The 17,064-nt window shown below is 44.3% G+C and carries 14 protein-coding genes and 7 tRNA genes; 10 read left to right on the top strand and 11 right to left on the bottom strand.

What is annotated here, in order from left to right; genetic code table 11:
• Positions 1-80: 80 nt before the first annotated feature.
• The 10 genes from ACMXYV_RS12270 to ACMXYV_RS12225 all read right to left on the bottom strand — a co-directional run bounded on the left by ACMXYV_RS12270 (position 81) and on the right by ACMXYV_RS12225 (position 10,754).
• On the bottom strand, positions 81-818 hold the full coding sequence (locus tag ACMXYV_RS12270; protein WP_415888766.1) for a MipA/OmpV family protein: 738 nt from the start codon (positions 816-818) through the stop codon (positions 81-83).
• A 234-nt stretch (positions 819-1,052) separates the two neighbouring features.
• Positions 1,053-2,438, bottom strand: coding sequence for a TRAP transporter large permease (locus ACMXYV_RS12265; RefSeq protein ID WP_415888765.1), 1,386 nt, complete (start codon positions 2,436-2,438; stop codon positions 1,053-1,055).
• Positions 2,438-2,971: a TRAP transporter small permease subunit gene (locus tag ACMXYV_RS12260; RefSeq protein ID WP_415888764.1), complete on the bottom strand. Its 534-nt coding sequence runs from the start codon at positions 2,969-2,971 to the stop codon at positions 2,438-2,440. The genes ACMXYV_RS12265 and ACMXYV_RS12260 overlap by 1 nt, the downstream gene beginning before the upstream one ends.
• 113 nt (positions 2,972-3,084) lie before the next feature.
• The gene (locus ACMXYV_RS12255; RefSeq protein WP_415888763.1) at positions 3,085-4,155 is read right to left on the bottom strand and encodes a TRAP transporter substrate-binding protein; all 1,071 of its coding nucleotides are present in this window, start codon (positions 4,153-4,155) and stop codon (positions 3,085-3,087) included.
• A 71-nt stretch (positions 4,156-4,226) separates the two neighbouring features.
• Positions 4,227-5,513 carry a phosphopyruvate hydratase gene (gene eno / locus ACMXYV_RS12250; protein ID WP_415888762.1) on the bottom strand — a complete coding sequence of 429 codons (1,287 nt, stop codon included), beginning with the start codon at positions 5,511-5,513 and terminating at the stop codon, positions 4,227-4,229.
• Positions 5,500-5,643 (bottom strand): hypothetical protein, encoded by a 144-nt coding sequence (locus ACMXYV_RS12245; protein ID WP_415888761.1) that lies wholly within the window; start codon positions 5,641-5,643, stop codon positions 5,500-5,502. Before ACMXYV_RS12245 ends, eno begins: the two co-directional genes overlap by 14 nt.
• 22 nt (positions 5,644-5,665) lie before the next feature.
• Positions 5,666-7,111 (bottom strand): pyruvate kinase, encoded by a 1,446-nt coding sequence (gene pyk, locus ACMXYV_RS12240; protein WP_415888760.1) that lies wholly within the window; start codon positions 7,109-7,111, stop codon positions 5,666-5,668.
• Between the two features lie 237 nt (positions 7,112-7,348).
• Positions 7,349-8,491 (bottom strand): glycerate kinase, encoded by a 1,143-nt coding sequence (locus ACMXYV_RS12235; protein WP_415888759.1) that lies wholly within the window; start codon positions 8,489-8,491, stop codon positions 7,349-7,351.
• 164 nt (positions 8,492-8,655) lie between these two features.
• Positions 8,656-9,819 (bottom strand): sugar diacid recognition domain-containing protein, encoded by a 1,164-nt coding sequence (locus ACMXYV_RS12230; RefSeq protein WP_415888758.1) that lies wholly within the window; start codon positions 9,817-9,819, stop codon positions 8,656-8,658.
• Between the two features lie 194 nt (positions 9,820-10,013).
• The gene (locus ACMXYV_RS12225; protein WP_415888757.1) at positions 10,014-10,754 is read right to left on the bottom strand and encodes a hypothetical protein; all 741 of its coding nucleotides are present in this window, start codon (positions 10,752-10,754) and stop codon (positions 10,014-10,016) included.
• A 209-nt stretch (positions 10,755-10,963) separates the two neighbouring features.
• Here ACMXYV_RS12225 and ACMXYV_RS12220 point away from each other — a divergent pair.
• The 10 genes from ACMXYV_RS12220 to ACMXYV_RS12175 all read left to right on the top strand — a co-directional run bounded on the left by ACMXYV_RS12220 (position 10,964) and on the right by ACMXYV_RS12175 (position 16,599).
• A tRNA-Glu gene (locus tag ACMXYV_RS12220) sits at positions 10,964-11,039 on the top strand.
• A 33-nt stretch (positions 11,040-11,072) separates the two neighbouring features.
• Positions 11,073-11,147, top strand: a tRNA-Gly gene (locus tag ACMXYV_RS12215).
• 376 nt (positions 11,148-11,523) lie between these two features.
• A tRNA-Glu gene (locus ACMXYV_RS12210) sits at positions 11,524-11,599 on the top strand.
• Positions 11,600-11,631: 32 nt separating this feature from the next.
• A tRNA-Gly gene (locus tag ACMXYV_RS12205) sits at positions 11,632-11,706 on the top strand.
• Between the two features lie 26 nt (positions 11,707-11,732).
• Positions 11,733-11,808: transfer RNA gene (locus ACMXYV_RS12200), tRNA-Glu, on the top strand.
• 33 nt (positions 11,809-11,841) lie between these two features.
• Positions 11,842-11,916 (top strand) — tRNA-Gly (locus ACMXYV_RS12195).
• A 26-nt stretch (positions 11,917-11,942) separates the two neighbouring features.
• Positions 11,943-12,018, top strand: a tRNA-Glu gene (locus ACMXYV_RS12190).
• A gap of 150 nt (positions 12,019-12,168) precedes the next feature.
• Positions 12,169-12,579, top strand: coding sequence for a hypothetical protein (locus ACMXYV_RS12185; protein ID WP_415888756.1), 411 nt, complete (start codon positions 12,169-12,171; stop codon positions 12,577-12,579).
• Positions 12,554-13,750 carry a hypothetical protein gene (locus ACMXYV_RS12180; protein WP_415888755.1) on the top strand — a complete coding sequence of 399 codons (1,197 nt, stop codon included), beginning with the start codon at positions 12,554-12,556 and terminating at the stop codon, positions 13,748-13,750. The genes ACMXYV_RS12185 and ACMXYV_RS12180 overlap by 26 nt, the downstream gene beginning before the upstream one ends.
• 5 nt (positions 13,751-13,755) lie before the next feature.
• Complete coding sequence (locus tag ACMXYV_RS12175) at positions 13,756-16,599, top strand: EAL domain-containing protein (protein ID WP_415888754.1); 2,844 nt, start codon at positions 13,756-13,758, stop codon at positions 16,597-16,599.
• Between the two features lie 24 nt (positions 16,600-16,623).
• On the opposite strand, the gene ACMXYV_RS12170 is transcribed toward ACMXYV_RS12175, so the two are convergent.
• On the bottom strand, positions 16,624-17,019 hold the full coding sequence (locus ACMXYV_RS12170) for a PA2817 family protein (protein ID WP_415888753.1): 396 nt from the start codon (positions 17,017-17,019) through the stop codon (positions 16,624-16,626).
• Between the last annotated feature and the right edge of the window lie 45 nt (positions 17,020-17,064).

Below are 17,064 nucleotides of genomic sequence, written 5' to 3'. Positions count from 1 at the left end.
GGAGTTGAAATGTTGAGTTGAGGTCACGGCAATATAAAAGTGGCCTGTTATTTATCTGCCGTAACCTCCAACTAGATCGACTAGAAGCGGAAAGTATAAGCGGCTTTTACGTCAGGGCTGTTGTTGCGATCAACAATAGGGCTATCCTCTATCTCACTGCCCCAACCATTAACGCCTATACCCATCTGGATGGTTTGTTGTTTATCCACAACATAAAAAGCATCAACACCCGCTCGGTATCTCATACTGCTATCTACTTGGTATACAGCTCGTTGTGAAGTCGCTTCGTTCGATTTTACGCCGTAGTAGTAATTATTCAGATCGTCACTGCGCCAGTTCAGTTCTAAAGAGGGTTTTAGCATCCACTTGGCATTGAGCTGATAAGGTTTAGCCCAGCCGACAGATAGTTCATGTCCTTCGTGGGTGTCCGATATATCTGTTACAAAAGAGGCTGACAAGATACCGTAGTGTGTATCGAACGTTGCACTGACACCTGCTTCAAGTGCGCCATCACGTTCTTCCATGCCGTTGAGTATATTGGAATCATTCGCTTCGTAACCTTCGAAACGGTATTGACCTAATAGATTGACTTGGAATTTACTGTTGCCGTAAAGGGTGTATTGGGCTTTGTTTCCTGCTAACAAAAAGTTACCTTTCTGTGCGTATAAGCTAGGGAATACAGTGGTTTCAGTGCCTACACCTTTATATGCACTTTCATAACTTGTAACGCCGGCTCCGATACCAAAGATCCATTCCTCATCCGCTGCTGCGTTGAAGCTTAATAAAATGCCTGTGACTATCGCTATTTGTGATTTCAATTTATCTATCTCCTATAAAGGATATTCCTGAGCCAGTTTCAGTTACTCAATCAAGGAGAAGGGGAGTTCCTTTAAAAGAGTTAACCTGTGCTAACTTGAGGTTAAGGATGACAGTTTTGGGTTTACTCAAAAATTAGGGATTACAGATAGGTCAGTAGGTGTTTATCTATATTGCGAAAACAAAAAAAACTCCCCTTAAAGAGGAGTTTTTAGGTATTAGCGATCTACATACTATTAGCCGTAAGCAAAGGCGGGTAGCCAAGTGACCAACTGAGGCCAGAAGACGAGCATTACCAGCGCAGCTAGCTGCAGTAGGATGAACGGAATTACACCACGGTAGATTTGAGTAAGTTTTACCTCTGGTGGGCATACGCCTTTTAAATAGAACAGTGCAAAACCTACGGGCGGGGTGAGGAATGATGTTTGTAAGGCCATCGCAACGAGCATGACGAACCAAACCAATTCTGGGTTATCTACTACGCCATAGCCGTTAATATCTAAACCAAGTGCTGAAATTACTGGCGCTAATAGAGGCAGAATAATCAGCGTGATTTCTATCCAATCTAGGAAGAATCCCAGCAAGAATATAATCAGCAGAATAAACGCGACAATGCCGTAATCACCGAATGGAAGTCCTGTTAAGAAGCTTTCGATCAGCTCATCACCACCCAATTCACGTAATACGAGTGCAAAGCAGGTAGCGCCGATAAAGATGGCAAAAATGTAGGCAGTTGTATTGTAAGTACCGTGTAGCACTTCTTTTAATACTTTAAAATTGTATTTGCGGTTATACAAAGCCAGTAAGGTTGCGCCAAATGCGCCAACCCCTGAGGCCTCTGTTGGCGTTGCTATACCAGCGAATATGGAACCCAAAACAACAAAGATAAGTAGTACTGTTGGGGTGATCGCTTTTAATACCTTGATTACCGTATTCATGGTAACAGGCTGGACCCCCTTAGGGACTGGGGCCGCTTCAGGATTAATAAAGCCTGTGATCAGGATATAGGCGATATACAAACCGCCCAAAATTAGACCTGGGAAGACCGCACCCATAAATAGATCACCAACAGACAAACCTAATTGGTCGGCCATGATCACCAGCATAATACTTGGCGGTATTAAAATACCTAAAGTGCCAGCACTCGCGATTGTGCCTAACGCAAGCGGTAGTGAGTAACCTTGTTTTTGCATCGACGGTAATGACATCATCGCTAGCAATACGACGGACGCACCGATAATGCCAGTGGATGCCGCAAGGATAATACCTATTACTGTGACTGTGATTGCTAGACCACCGCGTACTTTGCCGAAGAGTTCCTGTAGGGACTCCATTAACTGTTCCGCAACGCCAGATTTATCCAGCATGTTACCCATAAAAATAAACATGGGTAGGGCGACAAGTATCCAGTTGTCCATAATTTTATATAGACGGTTTACAACAAGACCGAGCGTGGTGAAATCTAGACCAGTGATGGTGCCGAGGTATAGATCAGATAGATAACCTACCAGCGCGAAAATAACACCAATACCACCTAACACGTAGGCAACAGGGATACCCGTAAAGAGCAACGCGATGAAAGATAGAAACATCGCAATGACAAGAATTTCATTAATTTCCATTAGTGCTTACCTCGCGCCAGAAAACAGATATCTCGTAGGCAGCGAGATATACAAGCTATAAACAGTAGGCCGAAACTTATGGGGATAACTGATTTGATCAACCAGCGGTAAGGTAGGCCTGAAGGCGCATCAGAATGTTCATTGATTTTCCAAGCGGAGTAGACAAATTCCAAACTGTGGATAAAGACGACCGCAATGAAAGGAAATACAAGGAAGAGCATTCCAAATATTTCAATCCAAGCTTTCTTTCGGGGGCTAAATTTTCCATATAAAAGGTCAACACGAATGTGTGCATTGTTGACTTGTGCATAGGCTAGTCCAAACATGACACCAATTGCATATAGGTGCCATTGCAACTCTTCTAAAGCAATCAAGCCACTAGCAAAGCCTTTACGTAGAACCACCTGGGTGATGATCACAACGACTAATACGACATAAACAGATGCTATTAATAGCCCTGTCTTACGTATGAACAGATCGATTGCATCAGACAACGCGACCTGCTCTTTATGAGAGGCAGACAGATTATTCACAGGACTCACCCTTGGAAATTCTGATAGAGATAGAGGTGTTCAGAGCGGCGACTACAGGCTCGCTCTGAACGGGTATGGCAATGGTCTAAATGGAGATTAGACCTGATCGATAGTTAATCTTGGTGCTTAGTACGTGGTAGGTAAGCAAGAGATTCCCATAAGTCATAACCACCGCGGAACTGACTCATGTCGTCCCATACCTTCTTGAAGAATGCATTCTGGCTTTGCTCTACAACAACTTCATCCCAAGATGATTTGAACGCTTTCAGCATGGTGTCGTTCCAGTAGCGAAGCTCAACGCCTTTTTCTGCAGACTGCGCTAGCACTTCAAATTGACTAGCTTCACCCTCTGCTAGAGACTCGGTAATAGAAGCTTTACAGGTTGTTTCAATAATTTCTTGTTGCGTAGGAGAAAGCTTATTCCAAGTGTCTTTGTTGATAAGCAGCTCATGCAGCGTAGCTTGTTGATGCCAACCAGGGAAGTAGTTGTATTTGACGATCTTATGGAAGCCTAGGCGTTGATCGATCTGTGGTAGAGAAAACTCAGTGGCATCAATCGCACCTTTTTCTAGTGCGCCAAAGATTTCACCGCCTGGAAGCTGTACCGTGCCTACGCCCATTTTTTCCATAACTTTAGCGCCAAGGCCAAAGAAACGCATATTGATGCCTTTAAGATCTTCGGGCTTCTCGATTGGTTTTGAGAACCAACCTGATGTTTCTGGAGCATTGATAGCACAAGGGATATTGTGGACATTATAGCCATGGGAATCATACATCTCTTGCCACAATTTACGGCCATTGCCGTAGTACAACCACGCTAAATACTCACTGGCTTCAGGACCAAAAGGTACTGCAGAAAATAGGGCAGAAGCAGGTATTTTACCTTGCCAGTATCCCGCAGTTGCATAGCCAGAGTTAACTTTACCTGTCGATACCGCATCAAGAATTTCTGGAGGTGCAACCAATTTGCCGGGCTCGTAAACTTTCATTTTTATATTGCCGCCACTGATTTTGTTCAGCCGTTCAGCAACTTCAACAATGGGTGAGCCTAAAGCAGGAAGGTTGGTTGCAAAAGCAATTGGTGTTTTTAGCAATACACGGCCTTCAGCTAGCACCGCTGAAGACATTGATAGAGTTGCTGCAACAATCGCAGTGCTAAGAATGGTTTTTCTCATGGTTTTCATAAGTAACTCCAATTTTGTTTTTTTAGTAATGCGGATATCGACTTATTCGCATGGGGTTCTTGAGGTAATGCTTAGTTAAAAATTGTTGCTCCGGGATAGGGAGCTTTGCCGGTCAATTCAGCTTCAATTCGGAGAAGGCGGTTATATTTCGCCACGCGATCCGAGCGGCATAAGGAACCTGTTTTGATCTGGCCGGCAGCTGTACCAACAGCTAAATCAGCAATGGTGGTATCTTCGGTTTCACCCGAACGATGCGAGATCACTATGCTATAGCCAGCTGCTTTTGCTACACGGATGGTTTCTAGAGTTTCAGATAGAGTGCCAATCTGGTTGAATTTGATTAGGATCGAGTTAGCAATCCTCTGCTCTATGCCTTGCTGCAGAATTTTGCTGTTAGTCACAAACAGGTCATCACCTACCAATTGAACTCGATCACCCAATTTTTGGGTTAGGTGAGACCAGCCTTGCCAGTCAGATTCATCCATCCCGTCTTCAATTGAGCGAATAGGGTATTTGGCAGTCAGTTCAGCTAGGTAGTTAGTGAATTCAGAGGAGTTAAATCGCTTATCTTCCCCTTGAAGGTGGTAAGTTGAATCTTTATAAAACTCTGAAGCTGCGCAATCTAACGCTAAGCTGATGTCATCACCGAGCTGATAACCGGCAAGCTCAACCGCTTGTTGGATTATCGTGAGGGCTTGTTCGTTGTTCTTTAGATCAGGCGCGAAACCACCTTCATCACCCACAGCTGTATTTAAGCTTTGTTGCTTGAGTACTGTTTTGAGGCTGTGGAATATCTCGCAACCACTGCGTAAAGCTTCAGTAAATGACGAAGCGCAAAGAGGTTGAATCATGAACTCTTGAATGTCGACGTTATTGTCAGCGTGCTCACCGCCATTCAATATGTTCATCATTGGAACAGGCATTAGGTATTCGCCACGGCTGCCATTCAACTCAGCAATATACGCATAGAGTGGGGATTGTTTCTCTTTTGCTGCAGCTTTTGCGATCGCTAAAGACACTGGGAGGATCGAATTTGCGCCCAGTTTTTCTTTATTCTCTGTTCCGTCTAATGCAATCAAACATTGGTCCAGCTGTTGCTGTTCAAAGCAGCTCTTACCTTTTAAGGCTGAATTAATAACAGTGTTAACATGGGCGACTGCTTTAGAAACACCTTTGCCTAGATAGCGGCTTTGATCGCCATCGCGAAGTTCTAGTGCTTCGCGAGAGCCTGTGGAAGCACCTGATGGAGCACTAGCTGATGCCGTGATGCCCGATTCAAGTATTACGTCGACTTCAACCGTTGGGTTGCCACGTGAATCAATGATTTCACGGCCCCTGATCTGTTTAATCTTGCTCATGATTCTGGCCTTCGCTGTTGTCAGCAGCGTGTTGTTCTGTTTCTAGTAATTCTTGTTGTTCGGATACTTCTGCGCGGAAATCGAAGTCTCTAGGCCACGCTTCAGCTTCATTTTTTTTGACTGAATCCATGAAATCTTTACCTTTCTTGTTGTTATTTGATGTCGCTGCCGACTTGGACGATTTTCAACGTGTTAGTGCCGCCATGAACATTGAGGTAATCTCCTTTGCTGATCATGACTAAATCGTTGTCTGCAACGATGCCCGCTTCGATCAAGCTGTTCACGGCAGATTGGTTAATCTGCTCGTGCGCTAAGGACGAGGCCTCAAAATAAAGGGGCACGACACCACGAAAGATGGCAGTTCGGTGCAAGGCCTCTTGATTAGGGCTTAGAGCAAAAATAGGCAACCCTGAACGGATTCGGGACATCAGTAATGGTGTAGCCCCCGTCTCGGTCATAGCTATAATCGCTTTTACGCCAGACAGGTGGTTGGCGGCATACATCGCTGCCAGACCGATGGTTTCATCAATATTTGAGAATGATTGATGCATTCGGTGACCAGAGGTTCTTGTTTGCGGTTGAGTTTCCGCGCCCTCTATCACACGTACCATGGCTTCAACAGTTTCGACTGGATAATCACCAGCAGCCGTTTCAGCTGATAGCATGACCGCATCGGTGCCATCCAGAACCGCGTTGGCGACATCAAAAACTTCGGCACGGGTTGGCATCGGACTCGTGATCATGGATTCCATCATCTGGGTTGCCGTTATCACTACACGGTTTAATTGTCGTGCTCGTTGGATTATCTGCTTTTGCACGCCGATGAGTTCTGCATCCCCAATTTCGACTCCTAAATCTCCGCGCGCGACCATAACGCCATCAGAGGCTTCGATAATTTGATCAAGTACGTCTTTGTTGTTGACAGTTTCCGCTCGTTCTATCTTGGCGATTAAACCTGCATTGCTACCTGTTGGAGCGAGTAGGGCGCGTGCTTCATGCATATCGGCGGCATCGCGAGGGAAAGATACGGCTAGGTAATCCACACCGATCTCTGCGGCAGATAAAATATCTGCTTTATCTTTATCTGTTAGCGCGGCAGCTGATAATCCGCCGCCTTGGCGATTAATGCCTTTGTTATTGGATAAGTAACCACCTAGTAAAACTGTGCAATGGATTTCAGGGGCGCTGATACGTTCAACGCGCATAGTTAGGCGACCATCATCTAGGAGTAGAATGTCTCCGGATTGGCAGTCATCCACTAAGCCTTTGTAATCAAGCCCAACTTGATGTTGGTTCCCAGCATATGTATCCAGTTCTGCATTAAGGGTAAAAGCTTGACCTGCTTTGAGTAAGGTTTTGCCATCAGCAAAGCGGGAAATTCGGATTTTGGGGCCCTGCAGGTCGCCAAGAATAGCAACGTAGCGATCGGCTGCTGCGGCTGCTTCCCGTACACGTTGTGCTCGGGCTTTATGGTCGGCCACAGTACCGTGGGAAAAATTCAGGCGGACAACATCGACACCTGATTGAATCAGCTGGCTGATTACCGCTGGGGAATCAGAGGCTGGGCCAAGAGTGGCAACGATTTTTGTTCTTCTCATGATCTGTGTTCCAGTAGCCTTAAAGGTATGAACACATTATGTAAGCTCGGTAAACCTCTCGCCTCGGCAGGAATACAAAATTGGTGCACTATTTAGGGGCTTTTTTTGTGCATATGTACAAAAGGTTTTTGGGGTTAGTTTCGATAGGCAAAAAAAAACCGATCTTATATAGATCGGCTGAGCACAGAACTAAGCTGTAAGAGGTCAGGAGCAATCGCCCCTGAGGATGTGAACTTGTTAGGTTCTTCTTAGGCCTAACGCCCAGAGTGTTGCGAGGTTTCTTGCACAAATTTGGATATTTTTTTCTGCTTCGTCTAAGGCTTTTTGTAACGAGACGATACCCGGCACAATACTAAAAATGGCATCGATACCGCATGCTTCAAGAGGCGCTTGTTCTGGTGAAACGGAACCGGCTAAAGCGATAACTGGGCAGTTGAATTCTTTTGCGCGTTTCGCTACACCTACAGGTGTTTTGCCGCGTAAGCTCTGACTATCAATGCTGCCTTCACCGGTAATCACCAGATCTGCTGTTTTAAGGTGTAGATCGATTTCCACGGCATTTAAAACGATCTCAATCCCGCTTTTTAGCTCGGTCTTAAATAAAGCGCAAAGGGCAGCTCCAATGCCACCCGCTGCACCGGTCCCTGGAATATCTCGTACATCGACTCCGCTTGCTCGGGTTAGAAACTGTGCGAAATGTTCTAGGTTTTGATCAAGTCGTAATACCTGAGTTTGGCTGGCCCCTTTTTGTGGGCCAAAGATGCTAGATGCCCCGTCAGCGCCTAGGAGAGGGTTATCCACATCACAGGCAACCTTGAAGGTTACGTGTTGAAGACGCTGATCCAGTTGGCTGATGTCTAGGTCAGCAAGTTTATGAAGTGAACCACCGCCTGGGGCAAGAGGGTGGCCTGCTGAATCCAGCAGTTTTGCACCTAAAGCGCGTAATAAGCCAGCGCCGCCATCATTGGTTGCACTCCCACCTAAACCAAAAATGATTTGAGTCGCGCCTTGATCTAATGCTGCTCGAATGAGTTCCCCTGTGCCGTAACTTGAGGTAATCATAGGATTACGTTGATCCTTTGGAATCAGGTCTAAACCTGAAGCGGCAGCTGTTTCGATCACTGCTGTTTCGCCATCGCCCAGTACGCCCCAAGTGGCTAAGACCGTTTGGCCAAGTGGATCTTGTACTTGGGTTTGGTAAAAAGTGCCTTGGGTAGAAGTGATAAGTGCGGATGTTGTGCCTTCACCGCCATCAGCAACTGGGAGCTGGATGTATTCAGCCTCTGGGAGAACATCGCTAAAGCCCTGTTGGATAGCTTGAGCTACTTGCTGTGCAGAAAGGCTCTCTTTAAAAGAGTCGGGAGCAATAACTATTTTCATAATAATCCTTAAGCAATGCAGGGTGACAGCAATGAGCTACAACCAATAATGATTTAAGGATTATTATCCGAAGTTGTGGGCACGGCGGCTTCGTACAAAAAAACAAATTAAAAAGGCTTAGTGGTTTTGTTTTTGTCAGATTGCACAATTAGAGGTGATATTAGTTATTCCGGCTTGTTGTCCCATTCGCTTAATCGGGTGGCTATGTATAAACGAAAGAGATCCTGAAGGTTTTTAAGATCGATATCTAAGATTTCATTAATTTTCTCAAGACGATAGCGCAGAGTGTTGCGGTGAACATGCAGGCTTTCAGCCGTGAGTGAAAAGTCTGTGTTATTAGCGAAATAGACTTGCAGGGTTTTTTGTAAACTGCCATTACTGTCTTTCTTCACTAGTTTTTCATAGTCCGCTAATAATTGAGGACCGCTCCAGCTTTCTAATGAGTCTTTCAGAACCAAGTCCAACAACATCTCTCTGGCTGAGAACAGTTGTTGTTTAGGGTGACTCAGCTTGCCGACTTCAAGGGTTTTGAGTGCGCTTTGATAGGATTCAGCTAGACCTTCTATACCTTCAAAATACTGGCCCAGACTGATATGGAAGTTAATATCAGTTTGCTTAGCGAGTTGCAGACGATATTTCTCTTGGTGCTCTTGGCTTTTTTGATAATCCCAATGTTCATTGCGTAAGAGTATTTTTTGCAAAATAACAATTTGAGTTGGACTTGATATAGCGAGTAACGTGTCTGGATCACGTTTTTCTAGTAGACGTAAAATCCCTTGCATGGTGGTGAGGGAGATATCTTTTTGTGTTGCAGCAGATCTAAGATCTACGATCATTGCGACACGAGGGATGTTTAGATCTATTTTCATCCGTTCAACACGATCGTTGAACAATGTATCGTTCTGCCAGCCTCCCTCAATCAAGCGCACGATCACGCTTTCTTGAAGACGTCGGTCCCAGCGTACCTGTGCAGCGAGCATCGCTTGTTCTAAAACAAGTTCAGCTGTCATTACAACAAGGTCGGCGTATTTGCGCACTTCGTTGGGGTTACCTGTAATCCCCACAACCCCAATAATCTGTCCATCATTGGTGATAGGTATGTTGATACCGCCTTGTACTCCAGTTAAAGATTCAGCTTGGTCGGAATCAAAATCGATCTCTGCTTTAGCATTTAAAACCTGAAGGGCGCCTTCGTGAAGTTGATCAATACGATCTGGATCACCAGAACCAACGATGATTGCTTGGTGGTTCATAACATTGACGTTGTGACCGATGATTTTCATCGAGCGATCTACGATTTTTTGGGCAATTTGGTGATCAATATACATAGTTTTCTGTAACAGCTTTTTGGGGCAGCTTAATACAGAGCGAGTGAATACGCCAAGATTGGTAACGAAGTGTCAGATAAAGTTTAGATTTTATAGATATCTAATAAGTATGTTTGATCAGTTATTCAGTGAGGCATTGGTGCTTCATGATATGAACTGAAGGCCTACTGTTATGTAGACCTTAGAAAGGCGATTTAGAAATTAAATTTCTTCCCTGTGTCTTTTTCCTGTTCTTTTGCAATACGCTTTTCTTCGTTTGATTGATCGATCTGTTCGGCCAACTGGGTTAAGTGAGTACGGATTTCATAGAGCTGGCGATCCAGCTCTTGATTACGGTTTAAATTTTGAAGTTTACTAAAGCAGCTACGGTAATGGTGCACGACAACTTCGGGGCCGCGTTGCTGTTCAGTTTCAATTGCGCTCATGAGGTCAATATCAACTTCTATCCGCCCGTAGATTCGCTTGGCTTCTTTAGTAAGCTGATCGGCAATATTGCCATTGAGTTCGCCTTTATTTTTAATTTCGCTGACAAACTGAGCAAACTCTTTAATAACCCCTAAAGCTCTAGCACCTTCATTAGTGTTCGTGAAAAGGGTCATGGATCCAGAAGGGTGGCTGACTGGATCTTGTGCTGTACCTACCATTGCTTGAAAAGCGGCTTGTTGTTGTCGGTTGGACTCTGAACCATCCAGTTCGACCACTGCACTCCAACGAACTTCTAAGTATTTAACCAGTAAGGAACGTATTTCGCTGGTCAGAAGAATCGGGGGGAAGGCTTCGAAAAGGTGAGAAGCTCGGCGAATAGCTGTTTTCAGAGTAATAAGTCTTAGATTCCGCTCTCTCTTCTTATTTTCAATGTCTTGAACAGCAAATCCAATTCCTGCCATAACGGCGACACCGAGAAGAATTAAAAGTCCAATATAGGTCGGGCTCATAAATGTAGGTCCTGACTGCCAGTGAAAAAGCGATTTCTTAAAAGTGTTAATAGTTAGAGAATTGTATAACGCTCTATCTATATAAGTAAGTTTACACTATCAAAAAATGTGTCTGATTTTATAGATAAAAAAATCAAAAAAGTGCTTGTAATCGGGAAGGGCTATATATACTATATGCCCCGCTTTCAGAGCTTATCTGGAACTACAGCGTCCCATTCGTCTAGTGGTCTAGGACACCGCCCTTTCACGGCGGTAACAGGGGTTCGAACCCCCTATGGGACGCCATTTTCTTTTTTGATTGTTAATCGAAAAGAATATGCGGGAATAGCTCAGTGGTAGAGCACAACCTTGCCAAGGTTGGGGTCGCGAGTTCGAACCTCGTTTCCCGCTCCAAAATGCAGCCAGCTTATTGCTGGTTTTTTTATGTCTGAAATTCCCCCTCTCTTGATTGTCTGTTACCTCTTTTAAGTTTTCCATTTGGTCGTATAGGCTTTCTGTACGTTTGTCCTTCTCATTTGTTTCAATGAATAGAGTGCTGATTGGGCAATTAGATTCATATTTGGTTTTTCTAATTTGGTGGCGTTATTAATAACGCCTTTCTAACCAATAGGTTAGGGCGGTTTTTGTGCAATTTTTGAGCGTTACTTTGAAAAAAAATTCAATAATAAAAAAACTGCAATTTTTTCTTAAAATTAGGGTTGACCCACCAGAATCAGTTCTTTAATATACGCGCCTCCTCACAAGGGAACACCCTTTGAGGAATAGCAGCGTCCCATTCGTCTAGTGGTCTAGGACACCGCCCTTTCACGGCGGTAACAGGGGTTCGAACCCCCTATGGGACGCCATTTTCTTTCTGGTTTTTAATCAAAAAGAATAAGCGGGAATAGCTCAGTGGTAGAGCACAACCTTGCCAAGGTTGGGGTCGCGAGTTCGAACCTCGTTTCCCGCTCCAACTCTTCGGAGTTTACAATTTGTTGCGTCCCATTCGTCTAGTGGTCTAGGACACCGCCCTTTCACGGCGGTAACAGGGGTTCGAACCCCCTATGGGACGCCATTTCTCTTGCTGATTTTCAATCAGAGAGATTATGCGGGAATAGCTCAGTGGTAGAGCACAACCTTGCCAAGGTTGGGGTCGCGAGTTCGAACCTCGTTTCCCGCTCCAACTCTTCGGAGTTTACAATTTGTTGCGTCCCATTCGTCTAGTGGTCTAGGACACCGCCCTTTCACGGCGGTAACAGGGGTTCGAACCCCCTATGGGACGCCATTCCTCCTTTATGCTTATTTTTTCCTCAGTTACTGGGCAGTGAGTGTGTGTTTAGTCTAAACTAAGCGAATATTCGGCCAAACAAGGTACTTATACCGCTTGGGTATAATGCTTAGGCTGTTTCACATAGGATGTGGTTGGCTTCATTGTATGATCAGAACTCTGGTTTTATTACTGCTGTTGTTGCTGCCTAAGACGGCTTTGTCTGAGGTGATAGTCAATTCAGAGGTGTCTCTGGAAAGTCTGTCTAAGCAATATTTGCTCTCTATCTTCTCAATGCGTACACGAACTTGGCCTGATGGTATGCCTGTGCGTGTATTTATTCTTCCGCCTTACCAAGACAAACATCAGCTTTTTGTTAAGCAGTCTTTGGGTATATTCCCTTATCAGCTTTCGAACATTTGGGATCGATCAGTTTTCTCTGGTGCCGGACAGTCACCGATTACGGTTAATTCCGAAGCTGAAATGCTTCAACGTGTGTCCCAGACTAAAGGGGCAATAGGCTATGTGATGACATCGATCCAAGGAGGGCTGAATGTTAAAGTCATTACAATTAAATAGGTTGCTGTTGCTTATAGTGGCCTCCGTTTCTTTATCAGTGCATGGAGCACCTGATATAGAATTCAATGGGTTTATCACCCAAGGGTATACCCATACTAGTGACAATAGTTTTTATGGGGATAGTGAATCAGGAAGCTGGGATTTTCGTGAAATAGCTGGTAATGCCTCTTGGCGTTTAAGCAATCGCTTATTACTAACAGGGCAGTTAATGTCACGTAGAGCGGGTGACGTAGATGATGGTGATCTAACTGTCGATTATGGCTTGCTTGATTACCGAATATACGAAGGTGAGCGAGGATCTTTTGGTATCGGCGTCGGTCGAATTAAAAATCCGTTTGGCTTTTACAATAAAACCCGAGATGTTGCTTTTACACGCCCATCCGCAGTTTTACCGCAATCTTTGTATTTTGATAAAGCAAGAAACTTAGAATTATCTTCTGATGGTTTTAGATTTTACGGTCGCTACTTGTTTGATCACGGCACTTTAGAATCTGAGCTAGTTATGGGTGAGCCTCGCAAAGATTTAAACGTTGAATACGCTTACCTGAACAATGACTGGGATGGTTCTTTTAGTGACAGTACCGGACATTTGTGGCGCACTGAATATAGCTTAAGTGATTATAGTTTTGTTGTTGCAGCGACCCTTGGTGGTTTTAAATTAGATTTTGATGGCCCAGACATGCCTGATCTGCTCTCAGGAGCTCCAGGGGATGGTCGCGTTGAGATCGATGTGACTGCGTTATCTATGCAGTACAACTGGCATAAATGGAGCTTGACCGGTGAGTATTTTCAACAAGATATTACTTGGGGAAGCTTAGGCGGTGCTTATGCGTTAATTCCAGAAAATACGACTGAGTCCTTTTATCTACAGCTTGATCACCGTTTAACCTCGGATGTGACACTATTCCTACGTCGTGACATGCTTTATTTAGATAAAGATGATCGTGATGGAGTAAAAACCGCTGCACTACTTAATAAACCTGCTCATACCCAATTTGCCTTTGATTGGACATTGGGTGTTGGCTGGAAACCTAACAAAAATTGGTTATTACGTGCCGAGTGGCATAAAGTTGAAGGTACAGGTTGGTTAGCTGCTCAAGAAAATCCGGATGATCAGGAGAAAGTTGAGGATTGGGATATGCTTACTCTACAGGCGACTTATAGGTTTTAATCTCTATGTCGATTGAGAGCTCAACTGAAAGGTCTTTTTTAAGTCTACGCTGGAAGGTTTTTCTTAACCTTGTACTGGTGCTGGCTGTCTTGCACTTAGCGTATAGCTATTACTCCTATGTGCAACTGACCAAAAAAACCACTCAAGAACAGTTTGAAGCTTCAGAGCGCGATCTTTTTGTATTAGAGGGCTTGGTCGCTTCTTCCTATGATCGTCTGCTCGAAATGGGGCAGATGATCCCGATAGTTGTCGATTCCAGTGGTGCTTCAGCTGGCGCTTATATTGAATCTATTGAACGTTATTTCCCAGGATTATTAATGAATGGGGCGATGGATGCGGTTTATCTATTTGACCAATATGGTCAGGCGCTCCATAAACAGGGAATCATGGTTAAACTGCCTTTCTCTCTGATATCTCAAGTTTTATCTACTGAAACTCCACGTAACTACTTTTATTGCGTCAAAGAATGTTTGCGCTACGTCGCTATGCCTGTGCGTCTCGAAAATGACAATGTTGGCGTAATGGTAGTCGGACGCGAAATGCGCGATGTCATCCTTGATTTTAAAAAGCAAAGTGGCCGAGATATTGGTTTGGCTGTGCAGCCGAAAAACCAAGTAAAAGCGGCTCGTTTATGGAAGTTGGACCTTAAATACCTTACCGAAAAGTCTGAAAATGTAACGTTGCTCAATAAGCTAGTCAGCGAAAAGAGTATTCCGCCTAAAGGTGGTGTGTTTGAAGTTGAGAATGGTGAGAAAAAGTATCAGATTATTCTTCAGCCTCCTTTGGGCGCTGAGCCTGGAGCTGCCTATTGGATTTTGATTGATGATCACACCCAAAATTACCGAGAGGCTCAAGCTGAACTGTTTCAGCAGCTAGTGGTATCTGGCATAGGTCTGTTTCTGGCGGCTTTGTTCCAGTTGGCTATGATTCGTTCACCGCTGAATATGATCACTGAGATATCGGTGCTTTTACCCTTGTTGGCGGGCAGTGCATTTGCTGAAATGAGGCAGCGCCTTGGTGCTATTCAACGTAAAGCTATCTATGAAGATGAACTGGATCTTTTAAAGGATAGTACGCTGGAATTAGCCAATCAGTTAGAACGACTCGAAACATCTTTACTTGAAAGGGCTCAAAATTTAACCGAGCGCTCAGTGCAGTTGGAAGCCGAAAGGGATTTTGTTACTAGTCTGCTTGATACAGCTGAAACGATCATTCTGACGTTGGATAATAGTGGTAATATCGTCACGCTAAATCGATTTGGGCAAGAGGTGCTTGGGCTTTCCGCATCTGAAGCGAGGCTGATGCATTTCCTAGATCTAAATCATGACCCTAAACAACACGATGGGCATCAGTTGTTGTTGGATAGTCTGATTACCCGTAAAGAGTCAAAAGTTCAGATTGAATCTTCAATCAGATCGAGTACGGGACAGATGTTACAAATCTCTTGGTTGCATTCTGTTTTAAATATTCCGGGTGCTGATGCGCAGATACTCTCTATAGGGTTGGATTTCACCGAACGCCAGCATGCTGAAAAACGCCTTATATGGATGGCAAATCATGATCCATTGACAGCCCTCCCTAATCGTCTGTTCTTTAACGAAAAAGTAGAAAATGCTATTCGTCATTGTGAAGCCGATGACAGTATCGTTGCTGTGCTGTTCTGTGACTTAGATTCTTTTAAAGATGTGAATGATTCGTTGGGGCATCCTGTAGGGGATGAGCTGCTACAGCAGACAGCTGAGCGTATCCAAACGGTTATCGCCAACGATGGTGTTTTGGCGCGTCTCGGTGGTGATGAATTTACTATTCTACTTGAAGGCCGTAACTCTGTTCGTGAAGTCGAACTGGTCGCTCAGCACATTCTTCGAGCATTTAGGCAGTCTTTCTTTATCGATGGTTATGAAATTTTTAGTACGGTCAGTATTGGTATCTCGCTTTTCCCTGAGCATGGCCGGGATGTAATTAGCCTGATACAGCATGCTGATGTAGCAATGTTTGATGCTAAAGAAAGCGGCAAAAACCAATTGCGTTTTTACCATGACGAGCAGGGCAGTCAACGCTATGAACGATTCTCTCTGGTGAATGACCTTCGTCGTGCACTAGAGAAAGAAGAATTTAGGATTTATTATCAGCCACAAATCGATGCCCGCGATGGTAGTGTAATGGGGGTTGAGGCCCTGTTGCGTTGGCAGCATGAAGAAGCGGGTATGATTTCTCCAGCTAAATTTATCCCTCTGGCTGAAGAGCAGGGACTTATCGTTCCCATTGGTGAGTGGGTTTTAGAGGAAGCGTGTCGTAATGGTAAGGCTTGGCATGACCAAGGTATGGATATTCGTATCGGGGTGAATATTGCTGGGCAGCAGATTATGCATGAGAGCTTGCTTTCAACAGTGAGACGAGTCATGCGAGAAACAGGGATTTCGCCAGACTTGCTGGACTTAGAAGTAACCGAAAATTTCTTACTAAGACAACCCGAGATAACTATCCCTAAACTGCACAAGTTCCGTGAAATGGGGCTTTCTCTCTCGATGGACGATTTTGGTACCGGCTTTTCATCTCTCAGTTATTTGAAGAAGCTGCCATTGAATACATTGAAGATTGATCAGAGCTTTGTGCGTGATATTGGCACTAACCCTGAAGGGGAGGCCATTGTTAAAGCTATTATCGTATTGGCACAGAGTTTAGGTTTAGAGGCTTTAGCGGAAGGGGTTGAGACTAGTGATCAGCTATCTTACCTACGGCAGCATGGTTGCCACCTGATTCAAGGTTATTATTTTAGTCGACCTTTGCCTGCTGAAGAGCTGCCTGATTTTGTGATGAATCAGGCAGTAGAGATCTCGTTTGAATAAACGTTGAATGCAGTTTAGGCCTAATTAATTCTGACCAAATAAACCAGCGCGTTTATTTATGTAATCAAACTCTTCATTATTGTCTTCGGCTGCAAAGCGCATTTCATCAAGCTGTTGGAACTTCTGAATCTCATCATCCGTCATATTGTGAAGGTTATTACCGCCAAAGAACCAAAGAAGGTCGCGGGCAATAAGGTGTGCTAGCTCTGGATAGCGCCGGAAAGCTTTATCGATAAAATCAGCGCCTTGTTCGTAAACGCCAGCTTCTTGTGCTTCGAAATTCTCGATCAGTTGCTGAAATTCTTCGATAAAATCCAAATTATCTTGGGTCGGTGTTTCTGATTTAAATGGGTCTCGATTAATAAAGTTATTGTAAGCAATTTTTAAGAAATTCAGGTGATGAATTTGGTAAGATGTCATTTTGCTCTCCAGATAATGGACAGGGTTATTTTATAAGTTCCGGCT

Source organism: Neptuniibacter sp. SY11_33 (assembly GCF_047778025.1).
In the GTDB taxonomy this organism is placed as follows: Bacteria; Pseudomonadota; Gammaproteobacteria; order Pseudomonadales; family Balneatricaceae; genus Neptuniibacter.
The sequence above is the reverse complement of the archived record's forward strand: the minus strand, read 5'-3'. Positions and strand labels throughout refer to the sequence as shown.